The sequence below is a fragment of the Photobacterium sp. GSS17 genome, assembly GCF_028621875.1.
GTDB lineage: Bacteria > Pseudomonadota > Gammaproteobacteria > Enterobacterales > Vibrionaceae > Photobacterium > Photobacterium ganghwense.
In genome coordinates this window covers 820,213-837,120 of record NZ_CP117517.1, presented here as the reverse complement: position 1 = coordinate 837,120, position 16,908 = coordinate 820,213, and the positions used below count along the sequence as shown (strand labels likewise).

The following is a 16,908-nucleotide window of genomic DNA, read 5'->3' as shown; positions in this document are numbered from 1 at the left end:
TAAGTGGAGCGGCTTAGAGGAGCCAATTCACACTTAGTTCAGAAAATCAGCGGAAATTCACACTAAAAACCGGCATAAGATCACCCTTTACCGAATTTGAAATCGATTACAGCCGATCAAGATCACAACTAGCAAAGGATTGCGCAATCGTTACATTCACAACAGTGACGCAAAGCAATAGAATCACCGCCAACAAAACACGGACAACAAAAAAGTCCGGATTTCAGAGACACAATTAGCGAGAGTTCACCCATGCGTAAATCACTAGTAGCACTGAGCGTGCTGGCTGCAACTGCCCTGCCAGCTGTTGTTAACGCCGCAGATTATTCTGACGACATCCACAAAAACGATTACAGCTGGGCTCAATTCAACCTGATGTATACAGTTGATGAGCTACCAGGTGAATCTAGCCACGATTACCTGGAAATGGAATTTGGCGGACGCTCTGGTATTTTCGACCTGTACGGTTACGTTGATGTGTTCAACCTGACCAGCGACCCTGACAGCGACAAAGCAGGCGCGGACAAAATCTTCATGAAGTTTGCACCGCGTGTTTCTCTGGACGCAGTAACGGGTAAAGACCTGTCTTTCGGCCCAGTTCAGGAACTGTACCTGGCAACACTGATGGAATGGGGCGGTGGCGGTGCAACTAACTGCAACGAAGACAGAACAGTTTGCCTTCCAGGTAAAACAACAAACTCACAAAAAGTCGGTTTGGGTTCTGATGTGAACCTGCCATGGTTCGGTAAAGTTGGCCTGAACCTGTACGCTACTTACGACTCAAACCAAAAAGACTGGAACGGCTACCAGATTTCTACCAACTGGTTCAAACCATTCTACTTCTTTGACAACGGCAGCTTCATTTCCTACCAAGGTTACATCGATTACCAATTTGGTATGAAAGATGAGTACGCGACCGCAAGTAACGGCGGCGCAATGTTCAACGGTATCTACTGGCATTCTGACCGTTACGCGGTAGGTTACGGCCTGAAGCTGTACAAAGATGTTTACGGCATTAAAGATTCAAACAACTTCAAGTCGACAGGCGCTGGTCACTACTTCAGCGTTACTTACAAGTTCTAATCTTGTCGTCTGAATTGAATGAACAAAAAAAAGCACCTTCGGGTGCTTTTTTGTCTTTTGGCCACAAACATCCCCACTTTTGCCTCATTATCTCAATCTTAAGAGAAGAATTTTTTCCGAGACATGAACATGCAATTGATTAATTTTTCTCACTTTTTTTTGATAGTCTTGCCTGTCGCATTGCTCGACATCACCTTTTACCTAAGACTCGTCTCCCAAAGTTAAGAAATTCTCCTAGCCTTAATATGATGAGGCAAATCATGCTCCCCCCAATGCAGCGGTAAAAGCAGTGCAGTAATACCAGTCGTGCAGCATTACAAGCCGTAGACCCGTTTGCCCGTCACACAAACCTTTCACCATAAAAGCAGTGGTCAATAATCTGTACCTTTTTAGCGATCTCAGGTGGTGGTGAAAGTGAATAAGCAATGGCACTTAGGCTAGCGAGATACCATCATGCATAAATATTTAACTCATTTGGCACTGGGATCAGCAGCATTGTTCAGCGGTCATAGCCTTGCTGCTGACTACTCTGATGATATCCATAAAAATGATTATAAGTGGTTTCAATTCAACCTGATGTACGCGCTTGAGGAGTATCCCCGCAACGACAGCGATCACAGCGGGCACGACTATCTTGAGATGGAATTTGGTGGGCGCTCAGGGATTTTTGACCTGTATGGCTACATTGACGTTTTCAATCTCACGGAACACGACGGCAGCGACAAAAACGGCCGACCCAAAATGTTCATGAAATTCAGCCCCCGCCTGTCGCTGGATGCCATGACCGGAAAAGACCTTTCTTTTGGCCCGGTTCAGGAACTCTATCTGGCAACTCTTTTTAACTGGGATGGCGGCTACGATCGCACCGGCTTTCAGGGCGTGAACAACTCCTTCTGGGGGATAGGCTCAGATGTGCAGGTGCCTTGGTTTGGCAAAGTAGGGATGAACCTTTACGCCCTTTACGATATCAACGCTAAAGACTGGAACGGGTATCAGTTTTCGACCAACTGGTTCAAGCCTTTCTATACCTTTTCCAACGGCAGCTTTGTCGCCTACCAAGGGTACATTGACTACCAGTTTGGGGCAGACAGTACGTTCAAAGGCAATCATCAGGCCAACCATGGCGGCACCATGTTTAATGGCTTGTACTGGCACTCTGACCGTTATTCTGTCGGCTATGGTCTGAAACTGTTCTATGACGTTTACCTGATTGATGACTCCGATGCACTCGAGTCCACCGGCCCCAGCCACTACTTCTCCGTCACCTACAAGTTCTGATGTTCCGCCGCCTTCGGGCGGCGGCTTCACCTCTCGGCAAGCCCTAATGGAATGGGCGCCAGCGATGTTGGAACCATGCTATGATCCTGCTTTCTTTCAACCCGATCACCTTCCGGGATGATCATCGATAGCAAGGACAGCAGGTGAAAATTACCCTTGTAGGCGCAGGTGCCATTGGCCAACTGTGGGGATGCCAACTTAAACCGAACCATTCAGTTCAGTTCTGGACGCGCCGCTCTGAACCTTTCCTCGATATTGACTACACCGCGCTGGAGCCAGCCTGCAGCCGCCGTATTCGAATAGATGCCAACAATCCCACCGCGCTCAGCCAGGCAGACATGGTGCTGATTACCGTCAAAGCTTTTCAGGTCGAGGCAGCGCTGGACAGCATACTGCCGCATCTTTCCCCAACCACGCCAGTGATTATTATGCACAACGGCATGGGCACACACAGCCTTGTACTTCGCCGCTTGGTAGAAGAAAACCGCCCCCAGCAGCCGGTGCTTTATGCAACAACCTCACAGGCCGCTTTCCGACCGGGCCATTTTCAGGAACAATCACAGGGCTATTCACCTCTTCAGCATACCGGCAGAGGGCAAAGCTGGATCGGTGCGGTCAATGACGCCGGGAAATGCCATGCTGAGCTGGCCGCGGTACTGGATAATGCGCTGGCTCCCTGTCAGTGGCATGATGATATTTTTTTCCCCCTCTGGCAAAAGCTCGCGATCAATTGCGCGATCAATCCGCTGACCGCAATGCATCAGTGTCGTAACGGTGAACTGGCGGCACCACAATTTTCCGGAGAACTGAACAGCATCTGCCAGGAAGTGGCGGCGGTAATGAACGCCGAAGGGTATCCGACCAGTGCCAACACCCTGCACCAGCAGGTCGAGAATGTCATTCGGGCAACCGCGGCCAACTACTCATCGATGAACCGGGATATTCACCACCACAGGCCGACAGAAATCGACTATATTACCGGGTATCTTGTTCGACGCGCACAGGCGCACCAACTGGCCGTACCGACCAACCTTGGCCTGTGGCAACACATAAAACGATTGGAGCAACACGACCATGACCAATGACCACTCCCTGCCACGTCCGATCCGGGTCGCTGTCTGTATCGCCCCCGGCACCGAAGAAATGGAAGCCATCAACGCCATCGATATTCTGATCCGGGCGGGATTTGATGTGACAACCGCCAGCGTTGACTCAGACGGCGCGCTGATGATGGAAGGCTCGCGCGGTATCAAGCTGGTCGCGGACGTCCCCCTGGTCCAAATTGCCGATGAGCCGTTTGACTGTGTCGTCCTGCCGGGCGGCCTTGGTGGCGCCGAGTATTTCCGTGACAGCCCGTTGCTGCTGGAATTCGTGCGACAGCACAAGTATGACGGCAAGCTGGTCGCCGCCATTTGTGCCACGCCGGCTGTCTTTCTTGAGCATCATCAGGTCTATCCTGATGCCCTGATGACCTCGCATCCGGCGTTTATTGATACCATCCCGGCCTCGCGCCGCCGCTCCAGACGGGTCACTTTTGATGTGAACAATAACCTACTGACCAGCCAGGGACCGGGGACCTCACAGGAATTTGCACTGGAGATCATTACCCGGCTGGCCGGCAAACGGAAAGCCGCTGAAGTCGCCGAGCCGATGGTCATGTGGCCGCACATGAATTATGACGTGATGCCGAAAAACGAGTCGACCTCATCGTGAGTCTCTGTGTCCGGTAATGAACCTGTGACATTCTGCCCTTCTGCCATTGCGTCTGCCATTGCAAAAGTGTTGGCGATAGAGTGTTGAAGAAAGTCTTTACGGCAAGCCAATAAAAAACGGGAGCCCTTGGGCTCCCGTTTTTTATGTCATGCTGTTCAGTTCAGCGATTCTCAGTTCCAGCCCTTTTAGTTACAACACCAGTAGTTACAACACCAGACTTTGAAGATCTGGGCGGGCGGTATTTGAATCTGAACCGTTCTCAGCACCTTGCCTTTGAATCGCCTGATTACGGGCGGTAAACCTTGACGTTTTCGAAGCCATTTTCTTTCAGGTACAGCGCCTGAAGCCGGCTCATCACACCACGGTCACAGTACAGCAGATACGTTTTATCTTGCGGCAGATCGCCGAACTGCGTAGCCAGTTTGTAGAACGGCAGGTGTTTCACCTCTACGTTATCCAGCTCCAGCGGGTTTTCGTCTTCTTCGTCCGGGCTGCGGATATCCAGTACTATCGCACCATCATCAATCTGAGCAACCAACTCGATTTCCGGCGCTTTTTCCTGGCTTTCTTTTTCGATATCACGAATGTCCATCACTCGGGCCTCTGATACCACGCGCTCAAGAATAGTGAAGTCAAATTTGGCTTCTTCTGCTTCCAGCTTCTCTTTAACCGCTTTTACCGTCGGACTCTTAGAAATCACACCACAGAATTCAGGCATCGTCTTGGCGAAATCTTCGGTGCCAATATCACGCGCCACATTGATGATGTCTTCTTTGTCCCAGTTGATCAGCGGTCGCAAAATCAGCGTATCCGTTACGCCATCAATGTGACGCAGGTTGGTCAGGGTCTGGCTGGATACCTGACCCAGCGCTTCACCAGTCACCAGCGCCTGAATGCCGAAACGTTCAGCTACCATACCGGCCGCACGCATGAACATACGCTTGAGCACAACGCCCATCTGGCCGTCAGCAATGTTTTCCAGGATTTCAGCAACGACCGGTTCGAAATCAATAGCGATGAACCGCACTTTCGCAGACGAGCCGTATTTCTTCCACAGGAAGTGGGAGACCTGCTTGACACCAATTTCGTGCGCCGGACCACCCAGGTTGAAGAAACAGTAGTGCACTTTACTGCCGCGCTTAATGTGCAGATAGCTGGACACGCCTGAGTCAAAGCCACCGGAAATCAGGCTCAGAACATCTTCCTGCGTTCCCAGCGGGAAACCGCCCAGACCTTTGTGGCGCGCCAGAATCTGGTTCAGTTTGTCGTGATCCACTTCCACACGCACAGTGATGTCAGGATCTTTCAATTTCACTGAAGCCGACGCCACCGCCTGGTTCAGACCGCCACCGACATAACGCTCCAGCTCAATCGAGGTAAAGTCGTGCTTACCGATTCGTTTCGCACGGACACAGAACGTTTTGCCTTCCAACTGGTCACGGACGTGTTCCAGTGTCTGCTCGTAAATATCGTGCAGGTCAGTAAACTCAGTCTGTTTGACTTCCAGTACGTGGTGAATACCCGGCGTCTGGGTCAGCACGGCCAGTACCTGATCACGCAAGCTGTCATCCTTCGAGGATACTTCAATGTGACTACGACGGTTGTACACCGCCATGGAGTCGGACAGACGCTGAAGGATAATGCGAATGTTACATTCCAGGATCTTTGTAAAGCGTTTTCGTACAGACTCACTCTTTACGAAAATCTCCGGATGGGGTTTAACAATAAATTTCATAACACGCTTCGCTACACTGGGCCAAACAAAACCAAAAGGATCAAAGGCGCGGATTATACCGCATGCAGGCAGTGGCTGAAAACAGGACGTTGTATTTAACCAGGTGCAATTACCTCCTGATGCAATTACCTATAGTGTAGGCACATTTTCTGGCCGCGTAGATAATCCGCCATTTTCCTGCTGTCGGTGAAACGCACCAAGAAAAAAAGCCGCCCGGTCAATTCCGGGCGGCTGAGAGTGGTTGACGTGGCGTTCCTGTCGTACAAACAACAGGAAAATCGTTACCCGTCAGGGCTGTGCCTGCGCCTTGCCAGCTGCGTCTTGCGAGGAAATTTCATCGGTAAAATGCGGTTTCCCCTGCATGATAGAAATTTCAACCCGGCGGTTGGCCTTACGCTCTTCTTCCGTGCGGTTGCCGTTCAGCGGTTGAGTATCAGCCAGGCCGACAACTCGCAGGCGCCTGTGGTCGAAGCCTTCCACTTTTTCCATCTCTTGCGCCACAGACACCGCGCGCTGGGCAGACAGATCCCAATTCGAGCGATACAGCTCAGAATCCAGTTTTACATTGTCGGTGTGGCCGGTCACCCGCACATCGCCGGGAATGTCTTTCACTAAATCCGCAACTTGCCGAACCAGCGGACGGAATTTAGGTTGCAGGAAAGCAGAACCTTCAGGGAACGCACCTTTTTCCTTAATCCGGATCACGACCTGCTGCCCCAGGTTTTCCACTTCGATTGCGCCTTCCTCAATTTCCCGATCCAGCGCCTGCTGAAGTACCTCCATCAGTTGCTCTTGCGCTTCCGATGAAGGATCTTCGCTACTCTGCTCATCTTTTGCGGCAACGTCTGCACTGTGGCCACCGGTTAACTTGCCGGCTTCACGCTGAGTGCCACCGGCCCGATCCGACTCCCCTTCATGAAAATCCAGGGTACGTTGGGTCATGTCGATGGTCTGCTGCATGATCACTTCAATCGGCGTGGGCTCCGGACGACCGGGACGAAACTCCTGGGCAATCACACTGGTCCCTTTCGGGATGTCTTTAACTTCCAGCATGTTCTGTACCCCGAAAGCAAACTTCATGGAACCGGCAATCTGCTTGAATTTCAGTACATCCATTTCAGAAAATGACAACAACAGTACAAAAAAACACATCAGCAGCGACATCAGGTCAGCAAAGGTTCCCATCCACTGCGGCAACCCAGGCGGGGGACACTTATGTTCTTCTTCCACGCTCGCTCCCCTTACTCATCCGCATTAATGGAACGCTTCTTCTCGTTGAGGTAGTTTTTCAGGTAACCGTCAATCACCCGCGGGTTCTGACCATCCTGAATCGCCAGCACCCCATCGAGGATCAGACGGCGGTTGAGTTTTTCCTCATCTTTGCGCAGCGCAAGCTTGGCGGCAATCGGTAGCATTACCATGTTGGCCAGAATGGCACCGTACAGGGTTGTCAGCAAGGCTACGGCCATGGCCGGACCGATAGCTTTCGGGTCATCCATGTTTGACAGCATCGCCACCAGACCAATCAGGGTGCCGATCATCCCCATCGCCGGGGCAACATCCCCCAGGGCCTTGAAAATGCTGATGCCCTGCTCATGGCGCTCATTGGTCAGCGCAATGTCTTTTTGTAGCGTTGCCCGCACCACGTCGGCATCATGGCCGTCAACCAGCAAGTCGATCCCTTTCCGCAGGAAAGTGTTTTCCACGTCCATCTCTTCCAGCGCCAGAAAACCGCCCTTACGCGCGGCATCCGCCATCTCGACGATTTTCGCGATCAAATCTTCCGGGTTGTCGGTTTTAAACATAAAGGCTTTGGCGGCAATTTTAGCCGCACCGAAGAACTGCCCGATGCTGTACTGCATCAATGCAACAAATAACGAACCACAAAATACGATCAGGATGGACTGGGTATCCACAAACATCCCGAAACTGCCCCCGAGCACCATCGCCATGATGACAAAGGCAAAAGAGCCGACTAATCCGATTAGGGTCGCCAAATCCACTTGAGAATCTCCAATTCTTTCATTTGCTCGCGAGTTAACGTGGCCTATTGTAGCCAGCCACTGCTCGGTTTCATAGTTCGGTGACTGACGGAACGCCTGCCGTTCACGATTTTTGGCATCGCTATATCACACTGTTTGTGGGTATATATCGGCATGATGGCACTTTGATTTAGCTTTTCTTGGGAAAAGGTGAAAATTACTGTCTGTCACACAGTTTACTGTGCGATAATTTGACCCGGATAAAGCTCTACGTTATTTTTCGAGCACTTAAAAAGAAACGACACCATTATGGCAGCCAAAAAACCAGAAAATATGGCTTTCGAAGCCGCACTGGATGAACTGGACGCAATTGTTCAGGAGCTCGAATCCGGTGATATCGCGCTGGAAGATGCGCTGAAGAAATTTGAACGCGGCATTGCGCTTGCCCGTACCAGCCAGCAGAAGCTGACTCAGGCAGAACAACGCGTAGAAATTCTGCTGCAAGCCGATGACCAGGCTCCCCTGACCAACTTTGATGCAAGCCATGAATAACAAGCTTTCACTGGCGCAATCCCTGCAGTTTTACCAAGAGCGAAATATTCAGCAGCTCGGCCAATGGATTGACGCACAACCTTATGCTGAACACTCTCTGATCAAGGCTATGAAGCACGGCACCCTGCTGGGTGGCAAACGTGCTCGCCCGTTCCTGACGTATGTCACCGGTGAAATGCTGGGTGCCCAGACGGCGGACCTTGATACCCCAGCCGCAGCAGTTGAATGCATTCATGCCTATTCGTTGATCCACGACGATTTACCGGCCATGGATGACGATAACCTGCGTCGCGGCCAGCCGACCTGCCATATCGCTTTCGATGAGGCGACCGCCATTTTGGCCGGTGATGCCCTGCAGACTCTGGCGTTCGACATTCTGTCCTCCGGCCCGCTCAGCGCCGATGGGGAAACGAACCGTGTCGCAATGATTCAGGAGCTGGCGAAAGCCTCTGGCTCACAAGGCATGTGTCTGGGTCAGGCGCTGGATCTGGAAGCCGAAGGCAAGCATGTCGGCCTTGAACAACTGGAAACCATCCACCGCCATAAAACCGGAGCCCTGATCCGCTGTGCGATCCGCATGGGCGCGCTGGCAGCCGGTGAAAAAGGGCGTGCCGTACTCCCCCAGCTGAACCAGTATGCCGACGCAATTGGGTTGGCCTTTCAAGTGCAAGACGATATTCTTGACGTCATTAGCGATACCGCCACCCTCGGCAAGCCGCAGGGCTCTGATATCGAGCTAGACAAAAGTACCTATCCTGCTCTTCTCGGGTTGAATGGCGCCAAGGCAAAAGCGCATCAGCTGTATGAACAGGCGCTACACGCGCTGGACGCGATACCCTACAATACAGACCAACTAGAAGTTTTTGCCCGATACGTCATCGAGCGCAATAACTAAAATAAGCGCGAATGATATGACACTGGATATTTCAAAATACCCTCATCTGGCTCTGGCCAATACCCCAGATGAACTTCGCCTGCTGCCGGCAGAAAGCCTGCCCGCCGTCTGCGATGAGCTGCGTACATACCTGCTGAATTCTGTCAGTCGCAGCAGTGGCCATTTTGCCTCAGGGCTGGGTGCGGTCGAACTGACCGTGGCTCTGCACTATGTGTACAACACCCCGTTTGATCACCTGATCTGGGATGTCGGCCACCAAGCCTACCCGCACAAGATTCTGACCGGTCGCCGAGATCAGATGCCGACCATCCGCCAGAAAGGCGGCCTGCATCCGTTCCCGTGGCGCGAAGAAAGTGAGTATGACGTACTGTCCGTCGGCCACTCTTCAACGTCGATCAGTGCCGGTCTGGGAATGGCGATTGCCGCTGCCAAAGAAGGTCAGGGACGTAAAGTCGTGAGTGTTATCGGCGACGGTGCAATTACCGCCGGGATGGCATTCGAAGCGATGAACCACGCCGGGGATATTCACCCGGATATGCTGGTGATTCTGAACGACAACGAAATGTCGATTTCAGAAAACGTAGGTGCCCTGAACAACCATCTGGCTCGCCTGCTGTCAGGTAACCTCTACACCACCATCCGCGAAGGCGGAAAGAAAGTGCTGTCCGGTGCGCCACCGCTCAAAGAGATGGTCAAGCGTGCCGAAGAACACCTGAAAGGCATGGTGGTTCCGGGTACCATGTTCGAAGAGCTGGGCTTTAACTATATTGGCCCGATTGACGGCCATGACGTCGAAGAACTGGTCAAGACCCTGCGGAACATGCGTAACCTGAAAGGACCGCAGTTCCTGCACATCATGACCAAAAAAGGCCGTGGTTATGCACCGGCCGAAGCCGATCCGATTAACTATCATGCCGTACCGAAGTTTGACCTGACGCAGACGCCAATTCCAAAAGCGAAAAGCCTGCCGACCTTCTCCAACGTGTTTGGCGACTGGTTGTGCGACATGGCTGAGCTGGATGAAAAGCTGATGGCCATTACCCCGGCCATGCGTGAAGGCTCCGGCATGGTACGGTTTTCGAAAGAGTTTCCGGACCAGTACTTTGATGTCGCCATTGCCGAGCAACATGCGGTGACACTGGCAACCGGTCTGGCCATCGGCGGTTATAAACCGGTTGTGGCGATCTACTCGACTTTCCTGCAGCGTGGCTATGACCAACTGATTCACGACGTGGCGATCATGGACCTGCCGGTCATGTTTGCTATCGACCGTGGTGGTCTGGTGGGAGCGGATGGTCAGACCCATCAGGGCGCGTTCGATCTGAGCTTTATGCGCTGCATTCCGAACATGGTGATCATGGCACCGAGCGATGAAAACGAATGTCGCCAGATGCTGTACACCGGCCACCAACATCAGGGGCCAAGTGCCGTACGTTATCCGCGCGGCAGCGGGACAGGCGTCACACCGGAACGCGAGATGACGGCACTGCCTATCGGCAAAGGGATCATTCGCCGTGAAGGGGAAAAGGTTGCCATCCTGAACTTTGGCACCACCCTGTGCTACGCGCTGGAAGCGGCAGAAAACCTCAATGCCACCGTGGCCGACATGCGCTTTGTAAAACCGCTGGATGAAACCCTGATCCTTGAACTGGCGGCTAACCATGATGTACTGGTCACCGTCGAGGAAAATGCCATCGCCGGTGGTGCAGGCAGCGGGGTCAACGAATTCCTGATGAAGCAGAAAGTCCTCAAGCCGGTTCTGAACCTGGGCTTGCCGGATCGCTTTATTGAGCAAGGCACACAGGCCGAACTGCATGCCGCCCTGGACATTGATGGCCCAGGCATTGAGAAGCAAATCCGCGCTTACATGGCCGATTAAGCCTCAGGCAAGTCCAATTAAAAAAACCGCGCAATGCGCGGTTTTTTATTTCTGACGGTTTTAAGTTTGGCTTTTTATCCCGTACTGAGATCGTGACTAACTGCCCACGTAGCTACCAGCCCAGCCAGTGGCCTGTTCCCCATAGGGCGATCATGGCCATGAAACCTGCCAGAATATCATCCACCATGATCCCCAGCCCGCCATGAACATGTTTGTCCAGCCAGCTGATTGGCCACGGCTTCACCATATCGAAAAAGCGGAACAGGATAAAACCGGTCAATACCCATTGCCAGCTCACGACCGGCGCAATGGCCATGGTGATCCAGAACCCGACAAACTCGTCCCAGACAATACTGCCGTGGTCGTGCACTCCCATGTCATCAGAAGTGCGCTGACAAATCCGGATGCCCACCACCGCCGCGACCAGCGTCAACAGCAGGTAGATGCCATACGGTAGCTGCGCCAGCAACAAGTAAAACGGCACAGCCGCAAGAGTTCCCATGGTGCCCGGTACGACCGGTGACAACCCGCTACCGAATCCGGTCGCTAGCAGATGCCACGGGTTTTTCAGATTAATGTTTGCTTTCGGATCCGTCACAGCTTACTCCGCAAAATGATCATAACCATGCAATTGCCAGTCCAACGGCTGGCCATCGCGCACCAGGCTGACTGCACTACCCGCCCGAATCTGGCCGATACAGGTTGCCTTTACACCGGTGTGGGCCATCGTCGTATCAACCGCGCCACGATTTTGTGCCGGTACGGTAAAGCAGAGTTCGTACTCCTCCCCGCTGGTCAGCGCAAGTTGCAGCGCCTTATCTCGGTCAGGCATAAACTGGCACAGCTCAGGTGACAGCGGCAGAGCATCCACATCCAGCTCAGCTCCGACCCCGGACCGCTTCAGGATATGTCCCAGATCTGAAATCAGGCCATCTGAAATATCCAGAGCTGCCGAGGCTATATCACGCAGTGCTTGCCCGGCCAGAATCCGGGGTTGCGGCTCATAATGGCGCGATAGCAGCGTTGCCGCCAACTGGGCATCGTCAGTGTGTTGCTGGTTGAGCAGCAACGCCAACCCGGCGGCGCTATCACCCAGGTTGCCGGTCACATACACCCAGTCCCCGACTTTTGCCCCGCTGCGGGTCAGCGCCTGTCCCTGAGGGACAAAACCATGCACCGTCAAAGTAATACTCAACGGCCCTTTGGTGGTATCGCCCCCCACCAGCTGCACCTGATAGTACTCCGCCAGGGCAAAGAAGCCCTCACAGAACCGGGCCAGCCAGGTTTCATCAGGTTCCGGCATCGTCAGCGCCAGTGATACCCAAGCAGGGGTCGCCCCCATCGCTGCGAGATCACTAAGATTAGATGCCAGTGCCTTGTGCGCAACAAGCGCAGGATCGGCATCTGGCAGGAAGTGGGTACCGCAGACCAGTGAGTCGGTGCTGACCGCCAGTTGACTGCCAGACGGCACTTCGAGCAAGGCGCAGTCATCGCCGATTGCTAAAGGAACATCTTTCCGGGAGACCGCCTGCTGGGAGAAATAGCGGGCAATCAGATCAAATTCGTTTGTTGCCATGTGCTTTTATGGAAGGGTTCTCAGTCTAGATAGAAAAAAGGCCAGCAGTGCTGGCCTTGTAAGTATTCGCGCTTACTTCTTACGAAGTGTCGGTGCCGCTTTATCCAGCACACCATTCACAAACTTGTGGCTGTCTTCCGCGCCGAAGGCTTTCGCCAGTTCGATCGCTTCGTTAATCACTACTTTGTATGGTACGTCATCACGCTTCATCATCTCGTACATAGCCAGACGAAGCAGAGCAAGTTCCATCTGATCCAGGTCCTGTAGCGGACGTGACAGGTATGGACGCATTTTGCTGTCCAGTTCCTGGTGGTTCAGAACAACACCCGTCAGCAGATCACGGAAGTAGGCAACGTCTGTCTGCGGTGCAGCCAGAACAGGGGCATCAGCCTGATGCTCTTCTTCTTCAAAGTTGTCGCCAGACAGGAAATGCTGCTCGATATCAGCAACATTGCCTTTGGTGATTTGCCAAGAGTAAATAGCTTGCACTGCAAACTGACGTGCATTACGACGTGCGGCTGGTTTCACACTAACCCCCATTAGGATTCAATTTGGGACAGGACATTAACCATTTCAAGCGCGCTTAGTGCAGCCTCTGCCCCTTTATTACCAGCCTTGGTACCGGCACGCTCAATGGCTTGTTCGATGGTATCAACAGTCAGTACACCAAATGCCACCGGAGTGTTGTACTCCAGAGCAACCTGTGCCAGACCTTTGTTACACTCACCGGCAACATAATCAAAGTGTGGCGTACCGCCACGGATCACAGAGCCAAGCGCAACAATAGCGTCATAACGATCGCTTTTAGCTACTTGCTGAGCAACCAAAGGCAGCTCGTAAGCACCAGGGCAACGTACAACAGTAATGTTGTCATCACTTACCTGACCCTGACGTTTCAGCGCATCCAGAGCGCCTTCCAGCAAGCTTTCATTAATGAAGCTGTTGAAGCGAGAAATTACGATAGCAACTTTTGCGTTTGGTGCCGCGATGGCGCCTTCGATTACCTTCATGGGCCTTCCTGTGACTATGTCTTTTTTCCGGTATGAGAAACCGCGGGAGTCTATCACACTTTATGCGTTATACCAATTGGCATCTTTCATGCGTATAAAGCGAGAACGCCGCACTTTCTGTTCCAGCTATTAAATGATAAGTCAGCGGGCCAGGGCCCGCTGATAAAATACGAACAGCGATGTGGTTATTCGCAAATATATTCGACCACTTCCAGACCGAATCCGGACAGTGAGTGGTAACGCTGGGTACTGGATGACAGCAGGCGCATCTTGGAGACCCCCAGGTCAGACAGAATCTGTGAGCCGACACCGACCTGACGAGACTGGTCTTTCGGGTTGAGCTTCACCTGCGGGTTGCCCTCACGTTGCGCCGCCATATGCTGCACCTTGGTAATCAGTGATTCCGGATTTTCCACTTTGCTCAGAACCACCAGCACCCCGCCTTCATCGGCGATACGTTTCATTGCACACGGCAGTGTCCACTGGCTGGCACCGGAGTGCAGGATATCTTTGAAAGTGTCCTGCAAATGCACACGTACCAGCGCTGGCGTATCAGCAGAAACCGGCCCTTTCTGCAGCGCAAAATGGACCTGGCTGTCGATGGTGTCGCGGTAAGTGATCATCTCAAACTCACCGAACTCTGTTGGCAGAATACACTGCGCGATACGCTCAATAGTGGTTTCGTTATTGTTGCGGTACTCAATCAGATCAGCAATGGTCCCCAGTTTCAGACCATGCTGCTCGGCGAACACTTCCAGGTCCGGACGGCGCGCCATGGTGCCGTCTTCATTGAGGATTTCAACAATCACACTGGCCGGCTCCAGCCCCGCCAGACGAGCGATATCACAACCGGCTTCGGTGTGGCCAGCGCGCGCCAGCACTCCGCCTTCCTGCGCCATCAGCGGGAAGATATGGCCCGGCATCACGATGTCAGCTGGGGTTGCATGCTGGGCCACCGCGGCCTGCACTGTGCGAGCACGGTCTGCGGCAGAGATACCGGTTGTCACCCCTTCCGCCGCTTCAATGGAAACGGTGAAGTTCGTGCTGAACTGCTCAGTATTGTCCTGCACCATCAGCGGCAGTTTGAGCTGCTGACAGCGCTGCTTAGTCAGCGTCAGGCAAATCAGGCCACGTCCGTGGCGCGCCATAAAGTTAACGGCCTCAGGGGTGATTTTTTCGGCGGCAATGATCAGATCGCCTTCGTTTTCCCGATCTTCATCATCCATCAGAATGACCATTTTGCCCTGACGGATATCCTCAATGATTTCCTTTGCACTGCTCAATGCCATAACGCTACCTTTTGTTGTTGTGTCTGCTTGCTGAACCGCCTTGGCGGTTATCTCAGAAATCCGCTACGTGCCAGTAGATCCATCGAAACCTGTGACGACTGAGCTGCGGCTTTCTCTCCCAGCATCAGGCGCTCCAGGTATCGGGCAATCACATCCACTTCCAGATTCACTTTGCGACCCGGCTTGAAGCTTTCCATCGTGGTTTCAAGCGCAGTATGCGGCACGATGGTCAGTTTGAATTCGTCGCCACGCACGGCGTTAACGGTCAGGCTGATTCCGTCGACGGCCACCGAGCCTTTCTCAGCGATGTATTTCGCCAGATGCGACGGCACCTTCACCCAGAACTCAATGGCACGACCGGTTTGTGTCCGCTCGACAATCTCCGCCACATGGTCGACATGGCCCGAGACCATATGCCCCCCGAAACGGGTGGTCGGCAACATGGCTTTTTCCAAATTCACTTTCTGGCCCGGCTTGTAGGAAGCAAACGCTGTCCGTTGCAGGGTCTCCAGTGACAGATCGGCTACATAACCGGACCCGGTTAGGGCAACCACGGTCAGGCACACGCCATTCGTGGCAATACTGTCCCCCAATTTTACATCGGATAGATCGAGCTTGCCGGACTCCACGGTTACAGAAATGTCTTTGCCTTTCGGTGTCAGCGCGGTAAGGGTACCGACCGCTTCGATAATGCCAGTAAACATGAAAAACCTTTTTGATTAATTGTGTGTGGGACGTGCCGTGATACGGATATCCGGGCCAACCATGCGAACATCGCTGATGATCAGCTCCGGCACCTGAGCCATCGCCGTCAGACCGCGGAGATCCACCAGCCCGCGACTGTCACTTCCCATCAGTTTAGGTGCCTGGTACAAAATCAGTTCATCGACCAGCCCGGCAGCGAGCAGCGCACCGGCCAATCCGGCACCGGCTTCCACCCAGATATGGTTAATATCATGACCAGCCAGTGTGTCCATCAGTGCGCTCAGATCAATCTGTCCCAAAGGGTGTGCTATTGAAGCTTGTACCGCTGTGGCCGGCACCAGCACCTGCTGCACAGACTCTGGCCATGTCTGGGTGTCCGCCTGAGTCCTAATCAGCAGCGTTTCGCCCGGCAACCCAATCAGCTGATGCAACGGTGTTACCCGGTTGCGGCTGTCGATAATGACGCGTTTCGGCTGACGGAGTTCGTGTTCAGGGTACTGCTGCTGCACACTGGGGTTCAGTGAGGCCCAGCGCACGTTCAGGGAAGGATTGTCTGCCAGCACAGTCGCACTGGTTGAGAGAATTGCACCGGCTTTAGCGCGATAACGCTGCACATCGGCTCTTGCGGCCGGACCGGTAATCCACTTGCTTTCACCATTTGCCAGCGCAGTACGACCATCCAGGCTGGCTGCCAGTTTCAGTTGGACAAACGGGCGGCCGGTTTTCATTCGCTTGATGAACCCGGGATTCAGCGCCTCAGCATCTTGCGCCAGCAGCCCAACCGCAACGTCAATGCCCGCCTCCTGCAACATCTTGATACCGCGACCGGCAACTTTGGGGTTCGGATCCACCATGGCGCATACCACCCGGCTGACCCCTGCGTTCACCAACGCTTCAGCACACGGCGGAGTACGGCCGTAATGGGAACAGGGTTCCAGCGTTACGTAGGCGGTCGCGCCTTTTGCTCGCTCACCGGCCGCACGCAGGGCAAAGACTTCAGCATGGGGTTGACCGGCACGGTAGTGGAATCCCTCGCCGACAATTTCTTCGCCGTGAGCAATTACACACCCCACATTGGGGTTTGGAGCTGTCGTGTACTGACCGCGTTGTGCCAGAGTGATGGCACGATGCATCATGGCATGGTCATTAGGTGAGAACATTTGACTACGATTCTTCTCAGACTGGCCGGACCCGTTACGGCCCGGCTGGAG

Annotated in this window: 17 protein-coding genes; 7 read left to right on the top strand and 10 right to left on the bottom strand. The window is 53.4% G+C overall.

Annotation, left to right across the window (positions count from 1 at the left end):
* Positions 1–252 precede the first annotated feature (252 nt).
* The 4 genes from PGW97_RS03745 (at position 253) to PGW97_RS03730 (ending at position 4,074) form a co-directional block, all read left to right on the top strand.
* Complete coding sequence (locus tag PGW97_RS03745) at positions 253–1,083, top strand: nucleoside-specific channel-forming Tsx family protein (RefSeq protein WP_273858791.1); 831 nt, start codon at positions 253–255, stop codon at positions 1,081–1,083.
* A 453-nt stretch (positions 1,084–1,536) separates the two neighbouring features.
* Positions 1,537–2,361 (top strand): nucleoside-specific channel-forming Tsx family protein, encoded by an 825-nt coding sequence (locus tag PGW97_RS03740; protein WP_047883922.1) that lies wholly within the window; start codon positions 1,537–1,539, stop codon positions 2,359–2,361.
* A 143-nt stretch (positions 2,362–2,504) separates the two neighbouring features.
* On the top strand, positions 2,505–3,446 hold the full coding sequence (panE, locus tag PGW97_RS03735; RefSeq protein ID WP_273858789.1) for a 2-dehydropantoate 2-reductase: 942 nt from the start codon (positions 2,505–2,507) through the stop codon (positions 3,444–3,446).
* Positions 3,436–4,074, top strand: coding sequence for a DJ-1 family glyoxalase III (locus PGW97_RS03730; protein WP_273858787.1), 639 nt, complete (start codon positions 3,436–3,438; stop codon positions 4,072–4,074). Before panE ends, PGW97_RS03730 begins: the two co-directional genes overlap by 11 nt.
* A gap of 286 nt (positions 4,075–4,360) precedes the next feature.
* Here the strand turns inward: PGW97_RS03730 and thiI are convergent, their stop codons facing one another.
* The 3 genes from thiI to pomA all read right to left on the bottom strand — a co-directional run bounded on the left by thiI (position 4,361) and on the right by pomA (position 7,812).
* Positions 4,361–5,809, bottom strand: coding sequence for a tRNA uracil 4-sulfurtransferase ThiI (gene thiI, locus PGW97_RS03725; protein WP_273858784.1), 1,449 nt, complete (start codon positions 5,807–5,809; stop codon positions 4,361–4,363).
* Between the two features lie 288 nt (positions 5,810–6,097).
* On the bottom strand, positions 6,098–6,994 hold the full coding sequence (locus tag PGW97_RS03720; RefSeq protein WP_047883926.1) for a flagellar motor protein MotB: 897 nt from the start codon (positions 6,992–6,994) through the stop codon (positions 6,098–6,100).
* A gap of 56 nt (positions 6,995–7,050) precedes the next feature.
* Positions 7,051–7,812, bottom strand: a complete 762-nt coding sequence (pomA, locus tag PGW97_RS03715) for a flagellar motor protein PomA (RefSeq protein ID WP_047883927.1) — start codon at positions 7,810–7,812, stop codon at positions 7,051–7,053.
* Between the two features lie 288 nt (positions 7,813–8,100).
* On the opposite strand from pomA, the gene xseB reads away from it, so the two are divergent.
* From xseB to dxs, 3 genes are read left to right on the top strand one after another with little or no spacing between them, the layout of a single operon-like run.
* A complete protein-coding gene (xseB, locus tag PGW97_RS03710; RefSeq protein WP_207103306.1) occupies positions 8,101–8,343 on the top strand; it encodes an exodeoxyribonuclease VII small subunit in 243 nt (80 codons plus the stop codon).
* Positions 8,336–9,238, top strand: a complete 903-nt coding sequence (ispA, locus tag PGW97_RS03705) for a (2E,6E)-farnesyl diphosphate synthase (RefSeq protein ID WP_443147106.1) — start codon at positions 8,336–8,338, stop codon at positions 9,236–9,238. Before xseB ends, ispA begins: the two co-directional genes overlap by 8 nt.
* A 16-nt stretch (positions 9,239–9,254) precedes the next feature.
* Entirely contained in the window at positions 9,255–11,117 is a 1,863-nt protein-coding gene (gene dxs / locus PGW97_RS03700; RefSeq protein ID WP_273858778.1) for a 1-deoxy-D-xylulose-5-phosphate synthase, read from the top strand.
* A 112-nt stretch (positions 11,118–11,229) separates the two neighbouring features.
* On the opposite strand, the gene pgpA is transcribed toward dxs, so the two are convergent.
* The 7 genes from pgpA to ribD form a co-directional block, all read right to left on the bottom strand.
* Complete coding sequence (pgpA, locus tag PGW97_RS03695; protein ID WP_047883931.1) at positions 11,230–11,715, bottom strand: phosphatidylglycerophosphatase A; 486 nt, start codon at positions 11,713–11,715, stop codon at positions 11,230–11,232.
* A 3-nt stretch (positions 11,716–11,718) separates the two neighbouring features.
* Complete coding sequence (gene thiL, locus PGW97_RS03690; protein ID WP_273858776.1) at positions 11,719–12,693, bottom strand: thiamine-phosphate kinase; 975 nt, start codon at positions 12,691–12,693, stop codon at positions 11,719–11,721.
* A gap of 72 nt (positions 12,694–12,765) precedes the next feature.
* Entirely contained in the window at positions 12,766–13,233 is a 468-nt protein-coding gene (nusB, locus tag PGW97_RS03685) for a transcription antitermination factor NusB (protein ID WP_047883933.1), read from the bottom strand.
* Positions 13,233–13,703, bottom strand: coding sequence for a 6,7-dimethyl-8-ribityllumazine synthase (ribH, locus tag PGW97_RS03680; RefSeq protein WP_047878822.1), 471 nt, complete (start codon positions 13,701–13,703; stop codon positions 13,233–13,235). The genes nusB and ribH overlap by 1 nt, the downstream gene beginning before the upstream one ends.
* Before the next feature lie 185 nt (positions 13,704–13,888).
* On the bottom strand, positions 13,889–14,992 hold the full coding sequence (gene ribBA / locus PGW97_RS03675; RefSeq protein ID WP_273858771.1) for a bifunctional 3,4-dihydroxy-2-butanone-4-phosphate synthase/GTP cyclohydrolase II: 1,104 nt from the start codon (positions 14,990–14,992) through the stop codon (positions 13,889–13,891).
* Positions 14,993–15,039: 47 nt separating this feature from the next.
* A complete protein-coding gene (locus tag PGW97_RS03670; protein WP_047883935.1) occupies positions 15,040–15,696 on the bottom strand; it encodes a riboflavin synthase in 657 nt (218 codons plus the stop codon).
* A gap of 15 nt (positions 15,697–15,711) precedes the next feature.
* Positions 15,712–16,857, bottom strand: coding sequence for a bifunctional diaminohydroxyphosphoribosylaminopyrimidine deaminase/5-amino-6-(5-phosphoribosylamino)uracil reductase RibD (gene ribD / locus PGW97_RS03665; RefSeq protein WP_273858769.1), 1,146 nt, complete (start codon positions 16,855–16,857; stop codon positions 15,712–15,714).
* Positions 16,858–16,908 lie beyond the last annotated feature (51 nt).